The sequence below is a fragment of the Bacillus sp. CBEL-1 genome (assembly GCF_004348885.1).
GTDB classification, from domain to species: Bacteria; Bacillota; Bacilli; order Bacillales; family Bacillaceae_H; genus Priestia; species Priestia aryabhattai_A.
In genome coordinates, this window is sequence record NZ_SBIM01000006.1 from 107,221 (window position 1) to 123,299 (window position 16,079).

General features: G+C 38.5%; 13 protein-coding genes. 7 read left to right on the forward strand and 6 right to left on the reverse strand.

The window, feature by feature from the left end; all coding sequences use genetic code 11:
* Window positions 1–2: 2 nt before the first annotated feature.
* The 6 genes from nikB (at window position 3) to EPL02_RS05285 (ending at window position 5,755) form a co-directional block, all read left to right on the forward strand.
* Entirely contained in the window at window positions 3–923 is a 921-nt protein-coding gene (gene nikB / locus EPL02_RS05260; RefSeq protein WP_094911378.1) for a nickel ABC transporter permease, read from the forward strand.
* 11 nt (window positions 924–934) lie between these two features.
* Window positions 935–1,939: an ABC transporter ATP-binding protein gene (locus EPL02_RS05265; protein ID WP_131887197.1), complete on the forward strand. Its 1,005-nt coding sequence runs from the start codon at window positions 935–937 to the stop codon at window positions 1,937–1,939.
* Entirely contained in the window at window positions 1,936–2,919 is a 984-nt protein-coding gene (locus EPL02_RS05270; protein ID WP_131887198.1) for an ABC transporter ATP-binding protein, read from the forward strand. The genes EPL02_RS05265 and EPL02_RS05270 overlap by 4 nt, the downstream gene beginning before the upstream one ends.
* Before the next feature lie 64 nt (window positions 2,920–2,983).
* On the forward strand, window positions 2,984–3,742 hold the full coding sequence (locus tag EPL02_RS05275; RefSeq protein ID WP_131887199.1) for a sensor histidine kinase: 759 nt from the start codon (window positions 2,984–2,986) through the stop codon (window positions 3,740–3,742).
* 13 nt (window positions 3,743–3,755) lie between these two features.
* Window positions 3,756–4,454, forward strand: coding sequence for a response regulator transcription factor (locus EPL02_RS05280; protein ID WP_094911374.1), 699 nt, complete (start codon window positions 3,756–3,758; stop codon window positions 4,452–4,454).
* Window positions 4,451–5,755: an SLC5/6 family protein gene (locus EPL02_RS05285; RefSeq protein WP_094911373.1), complete on the forward strand. Its 1,305-nt coding sequence runs from the start codon at window positions 4,451–4,453 to the stop codon at window positions 5,753–5,755. The genes EPL02_RS05280 and EPL02_RS05285 overlap by 4 nt, the downstream gene beginning before the upstream one ends.
* 7 nt (window positions 5,756–5,762) lie before the next feature.
* Here the strand turns inward: EPL02_RS05285 and EPL02_RS05290 are convergent, their stop codons facing one another.
* The 6 genes from EPL02_RS05290 to EPL02_RS05315 form a co-directional block, all read right to left on the reverse strand.
* Window positions 5,763–6,902 carry a glycerate kinase gene (locus EPL02_RS05290; RefSeq protein ID WP_094911372.1) on the reverse strand — a complete coding sequence of 380 codons (1,140 nt, stop codon included), beginning with the start codon at window positions 6,900–6,902 and terminating at the stop codon, window positions 5,763–5,765.
* Between the two features lie 25 nt (window positions 6,903–6,927).
* Window positions 6,928–8,202, reverse strand: coding sequence for a GntP family permease (locus tag EPL02_RS05295; RefSeq protein ID WP_131887200.1), 1,275 nt, complete (start codon window positions 8,200–8,202; stop codon window positions 6,928–6,930).
* A 119-nt stretch (window positions 8,203–8,321) separates the two neighbouring features.
* Window positions 8,322–9,425: a sugar diacid recognition domain-containing protein gene (locus EPL02_RS05300; protein ID WP_094911370.1), complete on the reverse strand. Its 1,104-nt coding sequence runs from the start codon at window positions 9,423–9,425 to the stop codon at window positions 8,322–8,324.
* A 118-nt stretch (window positions 9,426–9,543) separates the two neighbouring features.
* The gene (locus EPL02_RS05305) at window positions 9,544–11,484 is read right to left on the reverse strand and encodes a family 16 glycosylhydrolase (RefSeq protein WP_076512872.1); all 1,941 of its coding nucleotides are present in this window, start codon (window positions 11,482–11,484) and stop codon (window positions 9,544–9,546) included.
* Between the two features lie 529 nt (window positions 11,485–12,013).
* Entirely contained in the window at window positions 12,014–13,216 is a 1,203-nt protein-coding gene (locus tag EPL02_RS05310; RefSeq protein WP_131887201.1) for a hypothetical protein, read from the reverse strand.
* Window positions 13,217–13,484: 268 nt separating this feature from the next.
* Window positions 13,485–14,399: a LysR family transcriptional regulator gene (locus EPL02_RS05315; RefSeq protein WP_131887202.1), complete on the reverse strand. Its 915-nt coding sequence runs from the start codon at window positions 14,397–14,399 to the stop codon at window positions 13,485–13,487.
* Window positions 14,400–14,656: 257 nt separating this feature from the next.
* Between EPL02_RS05315 and EPL02_RS05320 the strand changes: the two genes are divergently transcribed.
* Window positions 14,657–16,018 carry an MFS transporter gene (locus EPL02_RS05320; protein WP_131887203.1) on the forward strand — a complete coding sequence of 454 codons (1,362 nt, stop codon included), beginning with the start codon at window positions 14,657–14,659 and terminating at the stop codon, window positions 16,016–16,018.
* Window positions 16,019–16,079 lie beyond the last annotated feature (61 nt).

A 16,079-nucleotide genomic window follows, 5' to 3' on the forward strand; every position in this document is an offset into this window, starting at 1 on the left:
ACATGATTTTCTATATTTTCCGGAGACTCATAGAAGTTATACCTGTTATCTTTGGTGTAACCTTAGTCGTATTTTTAATTATGCAAATGGTCCCTGGTGACCCAGCCGTTATTTTAGCAGGAGAAGGAGCTTCCAAAGAAACAGTAGCGCAGCTGAGAACCGACCTTGGATTAGATAAACCACTTTATGTACAATACAGCGACTATATTCTCAGCTTGCTTCAAGGAGATATGGGCAATTCCTTAAAGAATAATCAACCTGTTCTTCAAGAGATTATGACAAGGCTTCCAATTACAATTGAATTAGCTTTCTATAGCATTGTAATTACAATTGTTTTAGGAATGACTGCAGGTATTATCTCGGCTATCAAGCCTTATTCTTTAACTGATATTGGAGTTATGGTAATTGCTTTATTAGGAATTTCTTTACCTAGCTTTTGGTTAGGTCTGCTATTAATTTATGTATTCTCCATTAAACTTCAATTGCTACCAGTTTCAGGGTGGGATAGCATTTTGCATATCCTACTACCAGCTTTAACACTGGGATTAGGTGGAGCAGCAATTGTAGCTAGAATGACCAGGTCTAGCATGTTAGAAGTCATACGCCAAGATTATATAAGAACCGCTCGCGCTAAAGGGTTAAGAGGATCCGTTATTATTTATAAGCATGCTTTACGTAATGCTCTCATTCCCGTAATCACCGTAGTCGGACTACAATTTGGAGCTTTGTTGGGAGGGACAGTTTTAGTTGAGTCGGTATTTGCTATTAATGGGCTTGGTCGAATGATCGTAGATGCAATAAGAACCCGAGACCTACCTGTAGTACAAGGTGGCGTTCTTGTAGCTTCTTTAGTATTCGTATTTGTAAACCTGTTAGTCGATATCTCGTATCGCTTCTTTAATAAGCGAATCGATTTGAAATAGGAGTGAGCTAAATGACACAGAACGTTATCTTAGAAATTAAAAACCTGCATACACATTTCTTTTCCAAAAAAGGTATTACAAAAGCCGTCGATGGGATAGACCTTACTCTACATGAAGGAGAAACATTAGGTATAGTTGGGGAATCAGGGTGTGGAAAAAGCATGACCTCCCTTTCCATTTTACGCCTCGTACCTACACCACCGGGAAAAATTGTTGAAGGTTCTATTAAGCTTAAAGGGAAAGATATTTTAACAATGTCTGAAGAAGAACTTCGCCATGTTCGTGGCAATCAAATCTCAATGATCTTTCAAGAACCTATGACTTCTCTTAACCCGGTAATTCCTGTCGGAGAACAAATAGCTGAGTCATTACGTCTACATCAACGGCTTGGAAGAAAAGAAGCCTGGAAAAAAGCAATTGAAATGCTTGAACTAGTAGGAATTCCCTCACCTATTGAACGGGCAAAACAAGAGCCTTTTCAATTAAGCGGTGGGATGCGTCAACGTGTAATGATTGCAATGGCTTTGTCATGCAGCCCTGAAATTCTAATTGCGGACGAGCCAACTACAGCTTTAGATGTAACTATTCAGGCTCAAATCTTAGAATTGATGAAAAAACTCCAAAAAGATTTAAAGATGGGAATTATCTTTATTACGCATGACCTTGGTGTAGTAGCAGAGCTGTGTGACAAGGTAGCTGTGATGTATGCAGGAAAAGTCGTTGAGTATAGTAATACGGAGCAGTTATTTTCCAATCCAAAACATCCTTATACTAAAGGACTTATTGCCTCTTTGCCTAAACTTGAAGAAGAACAAGTAGAGCTTGAAACAATGCCTGGAACTGTTCCTTCACCTTATAACTTGCCAAAAGGTTGCAGCTTTGCACCTCGCTGCTATTTCGCAACACAAGAGTGTCAAAATCAGAAACCTCCGCTATACACTTTAGAAGATAATAGCCAAATTAGATGTTTCTTATTTCAAGATAATGTAAAGAAAAGTGAGGTAGATATCAAATGAATGTATCATCTCCTATCAAAAAGCAAGCAATATTAGAAGTAACCGGGTTAAAACAGTATTTTACACTAAAAAACGGATTGCCATTTAAGCCTCCTCAACAAATTAAAGCTGTTGATGATATTAGTTTTTCATTATTTGAAGGGGAAACATTGAGTATTGTAGGAGAGTCAGGATGTGGAAAATCTACAACCGGGAGAGCTATCCTTCAACTTGATAAACCGACAGCTGGAAGCATTAACTATAAAGGGCTTGATCTAAGCACATTATCAAAGAAAGAACTTCGAAAAATTCGCGGGGAACTTCAAATTATTTTCCAAGATCCCTTTGCATCTTTAAACCCTAGGCAAACAGTAAGAAAAATTTTGACAGAAGCTATGATAATTCAAAAAGTTGTACCATTCGAACAACACGAAAAAAGACTAAAAGAACTATTAGATTACGTTGGGCTTCCATTAACCTCTCTAGATCGTCTGCCACATGAGTTTAGCGGTGGTCAAAGACAGAGGATTGGCATTGCGCGCGCATTAGCTGTAAATCCTAAAGTAATTATTTGTGACGAAGCCGTTTCAGCTTTAGATGTTTCTATTCAAGCTCAAATTCTAAATTTATTAAAGAGTTTACAAAAAGAGCTCAAACTTACTTATTTATTTATTTCTCATGATTTAAGCGTAGTTAAACACATATCCGATCGCGTGATTGTTATGTATTTAGGAGAGATTGTTGAGATAGCTACAAAAGCTGAGCTGTTTCATAACCCGTCTCATCCCTATACTAAAGCGTTACTTTCCGCTATACCAAGCGCTAATGCTCAAAAACGGGCACAACGAATTTTATTAAAAGGAGATATCCCTTCACCATTACATCCTCCTGAAGGATGTAAATTTCATACTAGGTGTCCAGCTGCAACGGATCAATGTAAATTAGTTGCCCCTCCTATGATTGGTGGAGAGAATCATTTAACAAAATGTCATTATGTATAAACCTATTTTCATAATAATCATTTTCTATTAAAATAAAGATATCTCTTCTTACAGGAGCCTATACATGTTTACATTAAAATCATTTTCTTTCTATATTATGCTATCAGTACTAGCCCCTATTATCGGGGCTTTTAGTTTACTATTTTTATTTATTTTTGAAAAAAGGCTAGATCAATTACAGAAAGAAAAGAAAGAGCTACTATTAAAGCAAGAGCTTCAGCTTGCAAAGTATAACCAATTGAACCAGCAGATTCAACCCCATTTCTTTTTTAATACGCTCAATGTGATTCTTAGTCTTGCGCGTTTAAACAAGAAAGAGGAACTTATTACTTCTATTGAAATACTCTCTAAATATTTCAAGCTTAAATACACAACTGTTGATCCTCTAATTTCACTAGAACAAGAAATTACATATACTCAGTACTATTTATCAATTCAACACTTACGTTTTAGAAATCGAGTAGAATATGTTTGGAATATTGAAGAGAATTGTTTACCTTTTCAAATTCCGCCTTTCTTATTACAAACACTTGTTGAAAACGCTTTTAAACATGGTATTGAAAAGAATCCTGGCCCAGGAAAGCTAATTATTACACTGAAAGAAGAAAGAGACCAAGTTTTTTTAAAAGTATGGAATAGTGTAGCTACTTCAAGCACAAATTCTGAGTCAAAAGAAGGGTTAGGCTTAGAAAACATTGAGAAAAGATTACAAATGTTATTTCCTCTTGATACCGTCTTTATACATTTATATGCTGAAAATCAAGGTGTTAGTGTTCAAGTCCTATGGCCGAAAGTAAAAGATAGACACCATTTTACACTATGAGGGAGGAGTTTCAATGCACATATTATTAGTTGATGACGAGCCACTTGAACTAGAGCAATTAGAATATATCATCAATGAAAATTTTTCATACTGGAATATTCATAAAGCCGCAGATGCTTCTCAAGCTATGAAAATTTTAAAATACTACCCTGTTAATCTCGTCTTGCTAGATATTCAACTGCCTGGAAAATCTGGCATTGAACTTGGTAGAGAAATTAAGACACAGTATAAGCTCGATATTATTATGGTAACCGCTTTTCAATCTTTTGATTATGCAAAGGATTCGCTGAGATTAGGTGCAAAAGATTATATTACAAAACCAATCATAGAGGAAGAACTTATTAAAGTATTAAACCCTTACAGGTATTCAACTATTCAATCACATATTATTCATCAAACATTAGCCATTATTCATAATCAATATGCTACAAAACTTTCATTGTCTAGTGTTGCTCAACAAATTCATGTCAATAGTACATATCTTAGTCGGAAATTCCATGATGAAATGAATATTGGTTTTTCCGAATACTTAAATAACTTCAGAATCAAACAAGCAGAAATATTGCTTATACAAGACGATGAAAAATCTATTTTATGTATAGCAGAAGAATGTGGGTTTAGCAGTCAACATTACTTCAGTTCGTTATTTAAAAAGCAGCTTGGCTGTACTCCAACAGAATATAGAGCAAAGTTGAAGGTTAAAATGCAATGAATACTTCAAGTTATTCCGTTTATATACAAGGTATTGTTAAATTCGGACTTGCTTATGGAGTCGTATCCTTGCTATCTAGATGGATTAACAGCAATACGATTTTATCAGCACCCGAAACGCTTGTGAAATATGGATTACTAGGAGGGATAGGTTATGCCGTTATGGGAGCAATCGCTTTATTTCTATTCGGACTCATTGCTCCTTCTATACAAAAGCGCTTCCCAAACGCATTGACCATTGGGGATATTCTTTATGAAAGATTAGATAGAAGGTCATACTGGTTTGCGATGCTAGTTTTAGTTATTACCAGCTTTGATTATCTTCTTATTCAAGTTTTGAGTATTGGAATCATAGTACATTTACTGCTAAAGATCCCATCATATATAGGTTTGCTTATATTTTTACTATATTGTTATGTATTATTTGGATTAGGTGGTATGAAGCGAATACATAAATTCAAGGCGATTCACATTTCGATTGTTTTCGCTGCTATTATTTTAATACCTGTTTATTTCTTTATTAAAGAAGGTATTTATCCAGTTTATGATGGCCTGACTCTTTATCATCCATACTTATTATATTTTAAAGATACTTATATCTTGTTATTTGTACTAACTGGACTCATTGTATCAATTGGACAATTACTAATAGACCGATCAACTTGGCAAAGAATTTACGTTATTGAACCTTCCAAGATTAGGTCTTCCTTCTTTATGACAGGAATCATTTGGTCTGCTATTCCATTAGCATTCACATCAATTACTCTTATTACCATACATAATCAAGGTTTTGAAGGTGTCAACTCTATTCTTAACCAATTAGTCGAGAAAGTGGACTCTGCCTTTCTTATTATATTATTTATTGGTTGCTGCTTTAGCATTATTGCTTCTACTACTGGTGCAGAATTGCATGCCACATCTATTATGATTGTCCGAAACATACTTGCTGTTTATTTTAACTGGGACAGTAAACAACAGCTAAAGAAAACTTACTTAGCAGCAGGAGCACTTTGTCTAGCTTTATTTTTCACTTCAATTGCGTTATCTCCTACTCTAGTATCAATTATCTTCTTTTTCGGTAAAATATATGCTGCTGCAATTCCGACAATGCTGGTGGTTATCTTTTATAAAAAAACAGTTCCTAAATACCTTCCCTATTGTTCACTAGCTGGTGGATTATTTAGCAATATTCCTATTTACGGTGTTTCTAATTTGACGGCTATTTGGATTAGCTTTGGCCTTTCTAGTTTTTTTATAGTATGCTATTTGGCAATAAATCAAATAGGCAAAAAACCTGAATGATTAAAATTCAGGTTTTTTTATTAATTATAAAAACAGCTGCCACGTTCTTTGCGGCTCTTTCCACATACTCGCTGGCATTCGCAAAAGCATTTTCCAGCGTTGTTACTCCTGGCACAATGCTAAATAATGCATCGATACCATGTTCATAAACAACCTGGCTGTCAGCTCCAACGTTGCCAGCAATTCCAATGACAGGAACGCCATATTTTTTGGCCGCTTTGGCAACGCCAATGGGAGTTTTGCCGTAAATGGTTTGCCCATCAATTTTTCCTTCTCCCGTGATGACTACATCAGCATCACGCACGGCTTCTAGTAAACTTGTTGCCTCAATGACGATGTCGACGCCCCTTTTTAATTCCGCTTGTAAGAAAGCAAGCAGCCCTGCGCCTAATCCCCCTGCTGCACCAGCTCCTGGTACGTCATCAATCTTTTGACCAAGATCTCGCTCAAGAACGGCTGCGTAATGTCTTAAATTTTGATCTAACAGCGCAACCATCTCTGGTGTTGCTCCTTTTTGTGGACCGAAGATGGCAGATGCTCCTCGCTCTCCGGTAAGAGGATTATCAACATCACACGCTACTTCAATTTTGACGTGCTGAAGACGCGAATCTAACGTTGCTAGATTAATAAAAGCTAAGTTTCCGAGTGCTCCGCCACCATCTAGAATTTCGTTTCCTTCTGCATCTAGTAACTGTGCACCAAGCGCTTTGGCCATTCCAGCGCCTCCATCGTTTGTGGCACTTCCACCAATCCCGATAATAATATGGTTTACGCCGTAATCTAGCGCTGCTGAAATGAGCTCACCTGTACCTTTTGTTGTTGTCATAAGCGGATTTCGCTTAGCAGGGGGTACGAGATGCAGTCCTGATGCGGCTGCCATTTCAATGACGGCCGTCTTCTTCGTTCCCAGAATGCCAAAGAAAGCTTCAACCGGTTCGCCTAAAGGACCCGTAACCTTTTTTAAAATAATTTCTCCATCCGTTGCGTCAACCAGTGACTGAACCGTTCCTTCTCCTCCATCAGCCATCGGTATTTTCACATAATTTGCTTGTGGCAATACTTGTTTAAAACCTTTTTCAACTGCTTCAGCCACTTCTAAAGCTGATAAGCTTTCTTTAAATGAATCCGGAGCAATGACAATCTTCATTACACTCTCTCCCTACACTTTAATATTAGCTAAATAGCTTGAACACACCGTAAATGAGCGTTGATAAAATGGCTAGCGTTAAACCAACTGCTGATTCGTATGGAATAAGCTTAAGGCGTTCTTTAATTTCCATATGAACGCTTCCCCCCGTCGCGTGGAAAAAGCTACCGTGCGGTAAGTGATCTAAAACCGTCGCACCTGCGTGTACCATAGCTGCTCCGGCAAGCGCTGAAACGCCCATCTCTAAAATTGTGGAGCTAAACACCTGGCTGGCCACAGCTGTGCCTGCAGTTGTTGAAGCCGTTGCAGCAGACATGAAAATTCCTGATGCTGGCGCCAGCACGTAGCCTGGTAAACCAAGCGCACTTAATCCTTCAATCAATACATCTTTCAAACCTGAGTTAGCGATGATTCCAGCAAGCGTACCCGTTCCTAGAAGCATAATGGCCACACCCGTCATTTTCCCTAATCCTGAAACAGCATAGTCATTTAGCTTTTTGCCTCTTCCCATCACAAGCGCACCGACAATTCCTCCAGCCGGCAACGCAATCATTGGATCAATACTAATGTCAAACAGCGGTCGCAGTGATAGTAAAACAATCGTCACAAGCGGCGCTATAATAGCTGGTAAAAACGCTGGTAGCTTATCTGCATTGTTTACTTCTATTTCGGTAAGCTGTACAGAAGACCCTTTTTTCACAAGCTTTTTGGCAATGATATATGTCACAAAAATTCCAAAAGCTGCTGGGATAATGCCCGCTGCCATAATGGATGTGAGCGGCACATTAAAAGCATCTGAAGCTGCGATAGCATTGGGATTTGGCGACATAATGTTCCCAGCTTTCCCGCCTCCAATCATTGCTAATAAAATCGCTGGTTTTGACAGCTTGGCTTTTTGAGCAATTGCAAGTGCAATTGGTGCCACCGTAATAACCGCTACGTCAACAAATACACCAACCGTAGTTAAAATCATTGTTGCAAGCGCCAGCGCAAGCAAAGCTCTCGCTTCCCCTAGTTTTTTTACAATTGTTTCTGCAATAACAGCAGCTGCTCCTGATTCGATGAGCACACCTGCTAATATACCTGCAGCTAATATTCTCAGTACTGCTGGAATAATTCCTTGCGCTCCTTCCATCATGAGCGCCACGGTATTCGTTATATCCACTCCTCCTACTAGACCACCAATTAAAGCACCGGCAATCATTCCATAGGCAGGAGATACTTTCTTTAAGATCAATACAATTGCAACAACAAGCGCAACCACTGCGCCTAACGCGCTTACTTCAATAGTAGCATCCATTTCCCGTTCCCCCTTGAATGTTATACACTAATTGTAAGCGTTTTCTAAACTAACTACATTGTTCATGAAACCAAAAAAAGGCCTGTCTTTCGCAAGCCTTTTTGTGCATCGGAACAACTTTATTGAATTTTATACTGTAGGATTGCTACGTACAGCTCAACCAAGTCACTGAGTTTGCGGGGATCTTTATTTGTTAGCTCCGAAATGCGTTCCAATCGGTACCGCAGCGTATTCCGGTGGATAAAAAGCCTGCTTGCTGCTTTGTTTACATCACCATTTTCTTCAACATATACGCTTAAAGTTTCTAACAAATCGCCTTTTTCGTCATAGTCTTTTAACACTTCAAGTGATTGACTTAACTCGCCTTTTACTCCAAATTCTTTCGCTTTAGCTAAAAAAACAGCTAGTTTATAATGTTCATAGCGATAAAGTGATTGATCAGGGTGTAATTTTTCACCTACTTCTAACGTATAGAGCGCTTCTTGATAAGATGTAGCGATTCCTTCCACTGAAGGCAAGAACCTTCCAATTGCCATCTTGCCTTCTAGCTGATTACGTTGAATCCAGCTCTTGATTTTGTTAAAAGCACCGTCTTCTTGTTCCTTCGTTATATCAATTCTTTTCAGCACTACAATATGAGTTGGTTGAACAACATACAAGTCATCGTTTTCGAGCTTTCCTCGCAGCCACTTATAGCCATTTGAATGATTTTCCGCTTTTAAGATTATTGCTATACGTGGGAGGTCCAACTGAATCCCTAAACGCTCTACTCGTTCAAAGTAAAAGGAATCTAACGTTTCCGTGCCGTGAAGCAATTGACTCGTTAATTCCTCTTTCAGTCGCTCGTCCCATTGAATTTCATCTATTAATACTGCCTGCTGTAGAATCATTTCAGCAGCCATTTTCACAAGCTCACCGTAGTTCCTCACTTCCTCTGGTTCACCTGTAATACCAATCACACCAACAACCCTATCATGAAAGGTAATGGGCAAATTAATTCCTGCTTTTACTCCTTGAAAATGCGTTAAATCAGAACTCGTAATTTCAAAGCCTTTTTGTGTTTCGATTACTCGCACAGCACCTTCATGAATAGAATCAATTCGATGATGATCCCCTGAGCCGATAATTACGCCTTTTTCATTCATCACGTTGATGTTGCGATGAATAATATTCTTCGTTCGATTTACAATTTCTTGAGCTAAAGAATGATTTAAAAACCTCATGCACTCCACCTCTTCATTCTCATGAATGCCTTTTCAATCTATCGTTAACTATAGCATCATTAAATAAAAAAAAGAAAGCCTGCTTATACCTAGGCTTTCTTTTAATTGAAGAGTCCTCTTAACGTAAATGAATGTTGTCAATTGTTATACTCTTTTTTACATCTCCTAAGTAAAAGACAAGCTGAGCATTTTTATCGTCATGAGGTAGCTGTAAATTTTTAAAAGCGAAGTGATATTTCTGTATTCTGGAAGATACTTTTACTTTCTGCTTCTCATACACGTTTCCATCTTCGTCTGTCAGCGCAACAAACATATCACCTTTTGGTTGAATACTTGCATCAAAGCTTAATTCATACCCTTGTCCTGCATTCAGGAAAATACCTTTTTGAAGTAACTTCAAATCATCTGCATATTTGCTGCTTGTTTTCACATCAATATGAAGCTGGCGTTCATTAGGGTCAACGGTTGCTAAAGCGTTTATTTTTCTCGCTTGTACAACGTGCCAATAGCTCATTCCATCTGCTTCTCCCACGCTAAATGTACCGTTGTATACTCGATTTCCATCACTTAAAGGAACCTTTGGAATATCGTCATTAAACGGAATTCCTTCAACCTCTACAAGCTTTGCGTTTCCAATCCATACAGGCTGGTCGTTTGTTCCAAGATTAAACTCAACGCGCGCTGCATTATCGGATTCTTTTTTCATTTGGAACAAAACTTCATAGCTTTGTACTTGGTTTGTCAGCTGAGCATTTAAAGCTGGTGAATATCCTGCGTATCCAACTGATGCTCCTCCTGTTACTTGTACCTTCATGCTTCTAGCTACTTCCGTTTTAGCATCAAACGTTAGCTTATAAAAGCGGCCTTTCGCTAGTGACACAATAGACTGAGGCTGCACCGAGTAAAGCTGACCTCCAGGACGAAGTATATTTACCTTTAAAAAGCGGCTATTGTTTAATTCTTCTACTGATAAAACTGCATCTCCATCCGGCTCTTTATGAAGGGACCAGTTAGCAGTACCTTCAATTCCCATGCCAGGGTCACCTGCTTTTGTTTCTGTAAACTGATTGTTATAAACTAAGTTTCCGTCTGCTTGAGGAAGCTTAGCACCTGACAAATATTCTTCTTTTGGAATGACTGGAGGAGTTGGCTCACGGTACTCTCTGCCCGTTAACTCATAGACTCTTACATAGTCAATTTTCATTTCTTTTGGGAACTGGGTCTCTGCCGTTGGATTCCCATCAAAATTCCCACCAACTGCTAGATTCATAATGAGATGAAATTCTTCGTCAAACGGCGCTGGATAAGCATTGGTATCTGGCTGTCCATCACTTTGACTGTACCAATCGTTTTGCACGCTATAGAGCTCACCGTCCACGTACCATCGGATTTCACCAGGCTCCCATTCAACGGCATATGTGTGGAAATCTTCAATTGTGCTTCCATCTTTAAATGTGTATTCTTCACCGCTATACGTATTGTTTGGCCACTGCTGACCATAGTGAATGGTGCCCGCAATAGTATTTGGCCTGCTACCCCAGCCTTCCATAATATCAATTTCACCCGAAGCTGCCCAGCCTCCGTAACGATTATGCTCCGGAAGCATCCAAACGGCAGGCCAATAGCCTTTACCTGTTGGGGCGCTAGCACGGATTTCAAACTTCCCGTATTTCTTGCTGAACAACCCTTTCGTCTTTACACGAGCAGATGTGTAGTCAAAGCCTTGGTAGCTTTCTTTATGAGCTTGAATGACAAGATTACCACCTTCTTCTCGAACATTTTTTGAACGATTGGTGTAATACTGGAGCTCATTGTTCCCCCACCCAGGTATGCCCACAGAAGCACCGTTTGTTAAATCAAACGTCCATTTCGTAGGATCAATCTTTCCATCGTCAAACTCGTCTCCCCACACTTGAGTCCACATTGGCTTATTTTTTTCTTTTTGCCCTTTAGCTTGTTCTTCCTCTTCGGCATGACCAACCGGGGTAAACAAATAACTAATTAACGCTGCTGATAATATGGAGCCGAAAACCTTTCGTTTTAAAGAAGGACTTTCCATTTATGATTTCCTCTCTTCTATTAAAATATAGTAATCGCTTACATTTTAATTAACATTTCTATTACCTATAAAGTTCTACGTATGTGGTCCCTACTCTCTGGTTAATCTTAGTGATTGAGATAAAATAAGCTTTATATTTTTCTAAAAATTCAGATATAAAATGGTATAAAAAATCGCTATGTCCATGGATTTCTTACATTAAACATGCTTGTCTCCACTTTATCGAAAGCGCTTTCGATAAAGTCATTATAGCCTAGTCCATTTTGGTACGCAACAGCAAAATGATAAGAAAATTGTATTGTTTTAACCGAAACGATGCTAGATAGCATAGAGAAAAATAAAAAATGGGAATTTAATATAAGTAGTTTGAGAGGATAAAAATGTGGTTCATTTAGATAGATGTAATCTTGCCTTCTATTTTCGTGTGATAGTTAGCTACCACACGAAAATAGAATTAACCGTAAAGAATATATGATCTATTACTATAGGCAAATGCTAACGCATTCTTCTAGTTATACAAATAGACATTTTACAATGGACTGATGCTTTCAATCATTGTTCCTTGCGAGGTTTTTACTCCTGTCAGTAACACTTTTGTACCAGGAGCAAATTTCTCTTTATGATGTGCCAAATAGTCTGATAGCTTGAACGTTGTTGGCTGATTGTTTACGTAAACTTGAACCGTATTCCAATTCACCATTTCAAAATAATCAGCTTCAATAGATACTGTTTGATCGCCCGTATCAGGACTTACAACTTCTACAATATCACGAATTTGATTTTGTCCATTTGGACTTGCTACATAACGAACAACCAGTGCTGTTCCTGCTTCATACTGGCGAATCTCGTTTTGTAAATCGATGTCGCTTTTAACATGAAACGCTTTCATCTGTCCTTGAACGTCAAGTTCAATACAATGAGCATCGACTAAACCAGTTACAACTCCAAGAACTTCTAAAATTTGCTCCTGCCTTACGTTATTTTCAACAGGTATTGACGAATTACTTTGTTCTTGCTGCACAGGCGCCACTTTTTCTTCTTGTAAGGATTCTTGCTCTTCCTGAATTGGAGCACTTTGATCCTCTTCTAAAGCTTCTTCTTCTTTAGACTCCACTTTTTGAACAGGTGCTGGCTCTTTCTCTACTTGTAAAGCGGCTTCCTCTTGAATTGGTGGCTCTTCAACTGGCACTATACTCTCTTCAAATTCTGTTTGTAGCTCTTCTGTTGGTAACTCTTGTATGGGTGTTTGTACGTTCATTTCTTCTTCTACGGGCGAAGGTACAGGCTCTTGTTCCTGATAGCTTAACGGTACTGGTACTACTTTTACTGCAGGCTCCACTGGATCTTGCTTAATTGTGACTTCTTTCACTGTATCTTGTTCTTTTGCACTAGACGCGGCAGTGATTTCTTGTGCTAGCACCTGCTCGTCCGGCTTAGGAGAATGGACTACCCTTTGCTCTAGTGGTTGGTTTGCTTGATTATAAGAAAATGGTATCTCCTTTTCTGGCAGGTTTACTACCTTTTTAGGGTTCATGCTAGGCTTCTGATCTTGAGCACTTTTTTGTACTTGTGCGACTGTTGCCTCTGTCTGTTCGCTGTTTAACGCGTTTGAGACGCTGCATCCAGTAATTGTTGTTACAATGGCTAACCCTGTTCCACCAATTTTGATAAGCTTCTTTCTCTCTTTTGCTTTTTGCTTAGAAAATTTTTCAACTCTTGTAATTCTATCCATTTAATTACAACCTTTCATTAATTTTCTGCTTTTTTAATTTATATTAGATTGAGAATTATGAATAGAGCGAAAGAGAAATACAGTTCTAAGGATTTAATGTTTTTCTAAAGATTAGTTATTAATCCCCAAAAACCGACAAAGTTCTACAAGTATCATTGAACTATAAAAAGGGAATTTATGAGAAACTAAGAACAAACGCGGTTACCCTAGCTGAACTTTCCTCTTACAAGAAAACAAACAAAAAAACTAGAAGCCAATCGCTTCTAGTTCATTTTTGGTGATACTTTTCAATTACTTTATGAAGCTCTTCTAAATAAATTCGAGCCATGCGACTAAGTTGAGTTTTGTTGTGAACAACCCATCCTACTCTAATGAACTCACCTTCATCAAGCGGTACCGATACAATATTTGATCCATTTAAATCTTCACTTACAATACCTGTTGAAATGGTGTAGCCGTTTAAGCCAATAAGCAAATTAAATAACGTTGCTCGGTCACTGACTTGAATGCTTTGTTTACTTGGAATCGTGCTGAAAATTTCTTCAGCATAGTAAAACGAGTTAAATTCTCCTTGCTCAAAGCTCAACCGTGGGTATTCTTCTAAATCTTTAAGCGTCACGGATTTCTTTTTAGCAAGCTGATTTTGGACACTCACAAAGATATGAGGAGTAGCTTGAAACAGCTCATGAAACTCCAACCCTTGTTCTTTCAAAAGCTGCAGCATTACTTTTTCATTAAACGAGCTAACGTATAAAATGCCAATTTCGCTTTTTAAGCTCTTTACGTCTTCAATGATTTCATAGGTTCTCGTTTCTCTCATGGTAAACTGGTATTTGTCTTGCCCGTACTTTTTAATCATATCCACAAACGCATTGACGGCAAACGCATAGTGCTGAGTGGAAATGGAAAGCAGCTGTGGAGAAGGCGCTGCATTTAAGTATCTGTGTTCTAACAACTCTGCTTGTTCAACAACCTGCCTTGCATACCCTAGAAACTCAGCTCCGTCTGAGGAAAGGGCAATACCCGTTGAAGTACGGGTGAAAATTGTAATTCCAACTTCTTTTTCTAACTCTTTTATTGCTTTTGACAAGCTTGGCTGTGAGATGTAGAGCCTGCGAGCTGCTTCATTAATCGACCCACACCTCACAACTTCAATAACATATTTGAGCTGCTGTAATTTCATAATTAAATAAATGCGACTCCTTTTTGTTTGAAATTTTCTGTATAATATCCGTTTGTATTTTAACTTCAAATGGTTAAAAGTTCAAATCGATAGTCGTTTTTTATTTGTTATATCTTTTGGCTATATCAATTGATGCGTTTTATCAGTTACACTATACCTCTTTAGTCATGGTAGGATACATACAATAAAATAAATTGTTGGGTTTTCTAAGGATATTTAAAAGCAACTTAAACGAAAAAAATTTCAGGAGGAATTTCATGCGCGTTGTTCAAACTTCTCAAGTTATTGCTGAAAGTACATTTAATAAGTTTCACTTACTCGTGTTTCTATGGTGCTTTTATGCCATTGCGTTTGACGGCTTTGATATTGCACTTTACGGAATAGGTTTACCACTTATGATGAAGGATTACGGACTAAGCGTCGTAGAAGCAGGAGCGATTGGCAGCTATACGCTTGTGGGTATGATGCTTGGTTCTTTCCTACTCGGCTCTCTGGCAGACGTAATTGGTCGAAAAAAGATTTTAGCGATTTGCATGGCTATATTCAGCATTTTTTCTCTTTTAGCAGGGCTTGCACCAAACCCACTTACCTTTACCATTATGAGGTTCATCGCAGCGCTAGGAATGGGTGGCCTAATGCCAGCTGTCATTGCAGTTATGACTGAATACTCACCTAAAAAAAATCGTGCTCTCACCGTTGCTACCATGTACTGCGGCTACTCAATTGGAGCAATACTAGCTTCACTTATTGGGATGTACTTAATGGAAAGCTTAGGATGGCGTTTTTTATATTGGCTAGGGATTATCCCGCTGCTCACCCTACCACTATTTTTGAAGCAGTTTCCAGAATCGCTATCATTTTACATTCTGCGAAACCAGGGTGATAAAATTGCGAACATTCTTAATAGAGTTAGCCCTAGAGGAAATTATCAATCTACCGATGATTTTGAATATGAAACCGTGAAAGAAAAAGCAAAAGGAGTTCCTGTTAAAAAGCTTTTTTCTGACAAACGAGGTGTTAGCACAGTATGTTTTTGGCTTATTGTCTCGAGCTGCCTCCTTATGATTTACGGCCTAAACACATGGCTACCTAAAATTATGCAAGGCTCCGGTTATGGTATTACATCAAGCTTGTCCTTCAGCCTTGTTTTAGGAATAGGTCAAATCGGAGGTTCTTTATTAGGCGGGTATTTCGTTGATCGCATCGGTCACCGAAAAGTTCTTTTATACATGTTTTTACTCGGTTCACTTTGTTTTGTTGCGCTAAGCCTCACATCTCAGCAGCTTTTATTATACGTGTTAATTGCGATTAGCGGTGCGTGTACAGCTGGAACTCAAAACTTAGTAAATCCTTATGTTTCAGGGTTCTACCCACCGGAAATTCGCACAACCGGGTTAAGTGTAACAGTAGGCATTGGGCGAGTAGGTTCTATTTTAGCTCCTGTAATTATCGGCTTCTTATTAACAACCAGCTTAGCTCCTCAGCAAGCATTTATGGCTTTTGCCGTTCCTAGTATCATCGGATGTATCGCTCTTTTATTTGTTCAAGAGCGCCATGGACATGCAGAAGAGAGAATAACCGCACCTGCGCATTTTAAAGTATCAAAGGTTTCAAGCTGAATAGTACATGGTGAGGAGCAAAGCACAAAAACAAACATTCACAGGGCATCTGTTCGCACAG

Coding starts and splice junctions, on each gene's coding strand:
- EPL02_RS05295 (WP_131887200.1), bottom strand. CDS start 8,202: ATGGATGCTACTATTGAAGTAAGCGCGTTAGGCGCAGTGGTTGCGCTT.
- EPL02_RS05305 (WP_076512872.1), bottom strand. CDS start 11,484: ATGGAAAGTCCTTCTTTAAAACGAAAGGTTTTCGGCTCCATATTATCA.
- EPL02_RS05290 (WP_094911372.1), bottom strand. CDS start 6,902: ATGAAGATTGTCATTGCTCCGGATTCATTTAAAGAAAGCTTATCAGCT.
- EPL02_RS05310 (WP_131887201.1), bottom strand. CDS start 13,216: ATGGATAGAATTACAAGAGTTGAAAAATTTTCTAAGCAAAAAGCAAAA.
- EPL02_RS05280 (WP_094911374.1), top strand. CDS start 3,756: ATGCACATATTATTAGTTGATGACGAGCCACTTGAACTAGAGCAATTA.
- EPL02_RS05275 (WP_131887199.1), top strand. CDS start 2,984: ATGTTTACATTAAAATCATTTTCTTTCTATATTATGCTATCAGTACTA.
- EPL02_RS05320 (WP_131887203.1), top strand. CDS start 14,657: ATGCGCGTTGTTCAAACTTCTCAAGTTATTGCTGAAAGTACATTTAAT.
- EPL02_RS05300 (WP_094911370.1), bottom strand. CDS start 9,425: ATGAGGTTTTTAAATCATTCTTTAGCTCAAGAAATTGTAAATCGAACG.
- EPL02_RS05270 (WP_131887198.1), top strand. CDS start 1,936: ATGAATGTATCATCTCCTATCAAAAAGCAAGCAATATTAGAAGTAACC.
- EPL02_RS05285 (WP_094911373.1), top strand. CDS start 4,451: ATGAATACTTCAAGTTATTCCGTTTATATACAAGGTATTGTTAAATTC.
- nikB (WP_094911378.1), top strand. CDS start 3: ATGATTTTCTATATTTTCCGGAGACTCATAGAAGTTATACCTGTTATC.
- EPL02_RS05265 (WP_131887197.1), top strand. CDS start 935: ATGACACAGAACGTTATCTTAGAAATTAAAAACCTGCATACACATTTC.
- EPL02_RS05315 (WP_131887202.1), bottom strand. CDS start 14,399: ATGAAATTACAGCAGCTCAAATATGTTATTGAAGTTGTGAGGTGTGGG.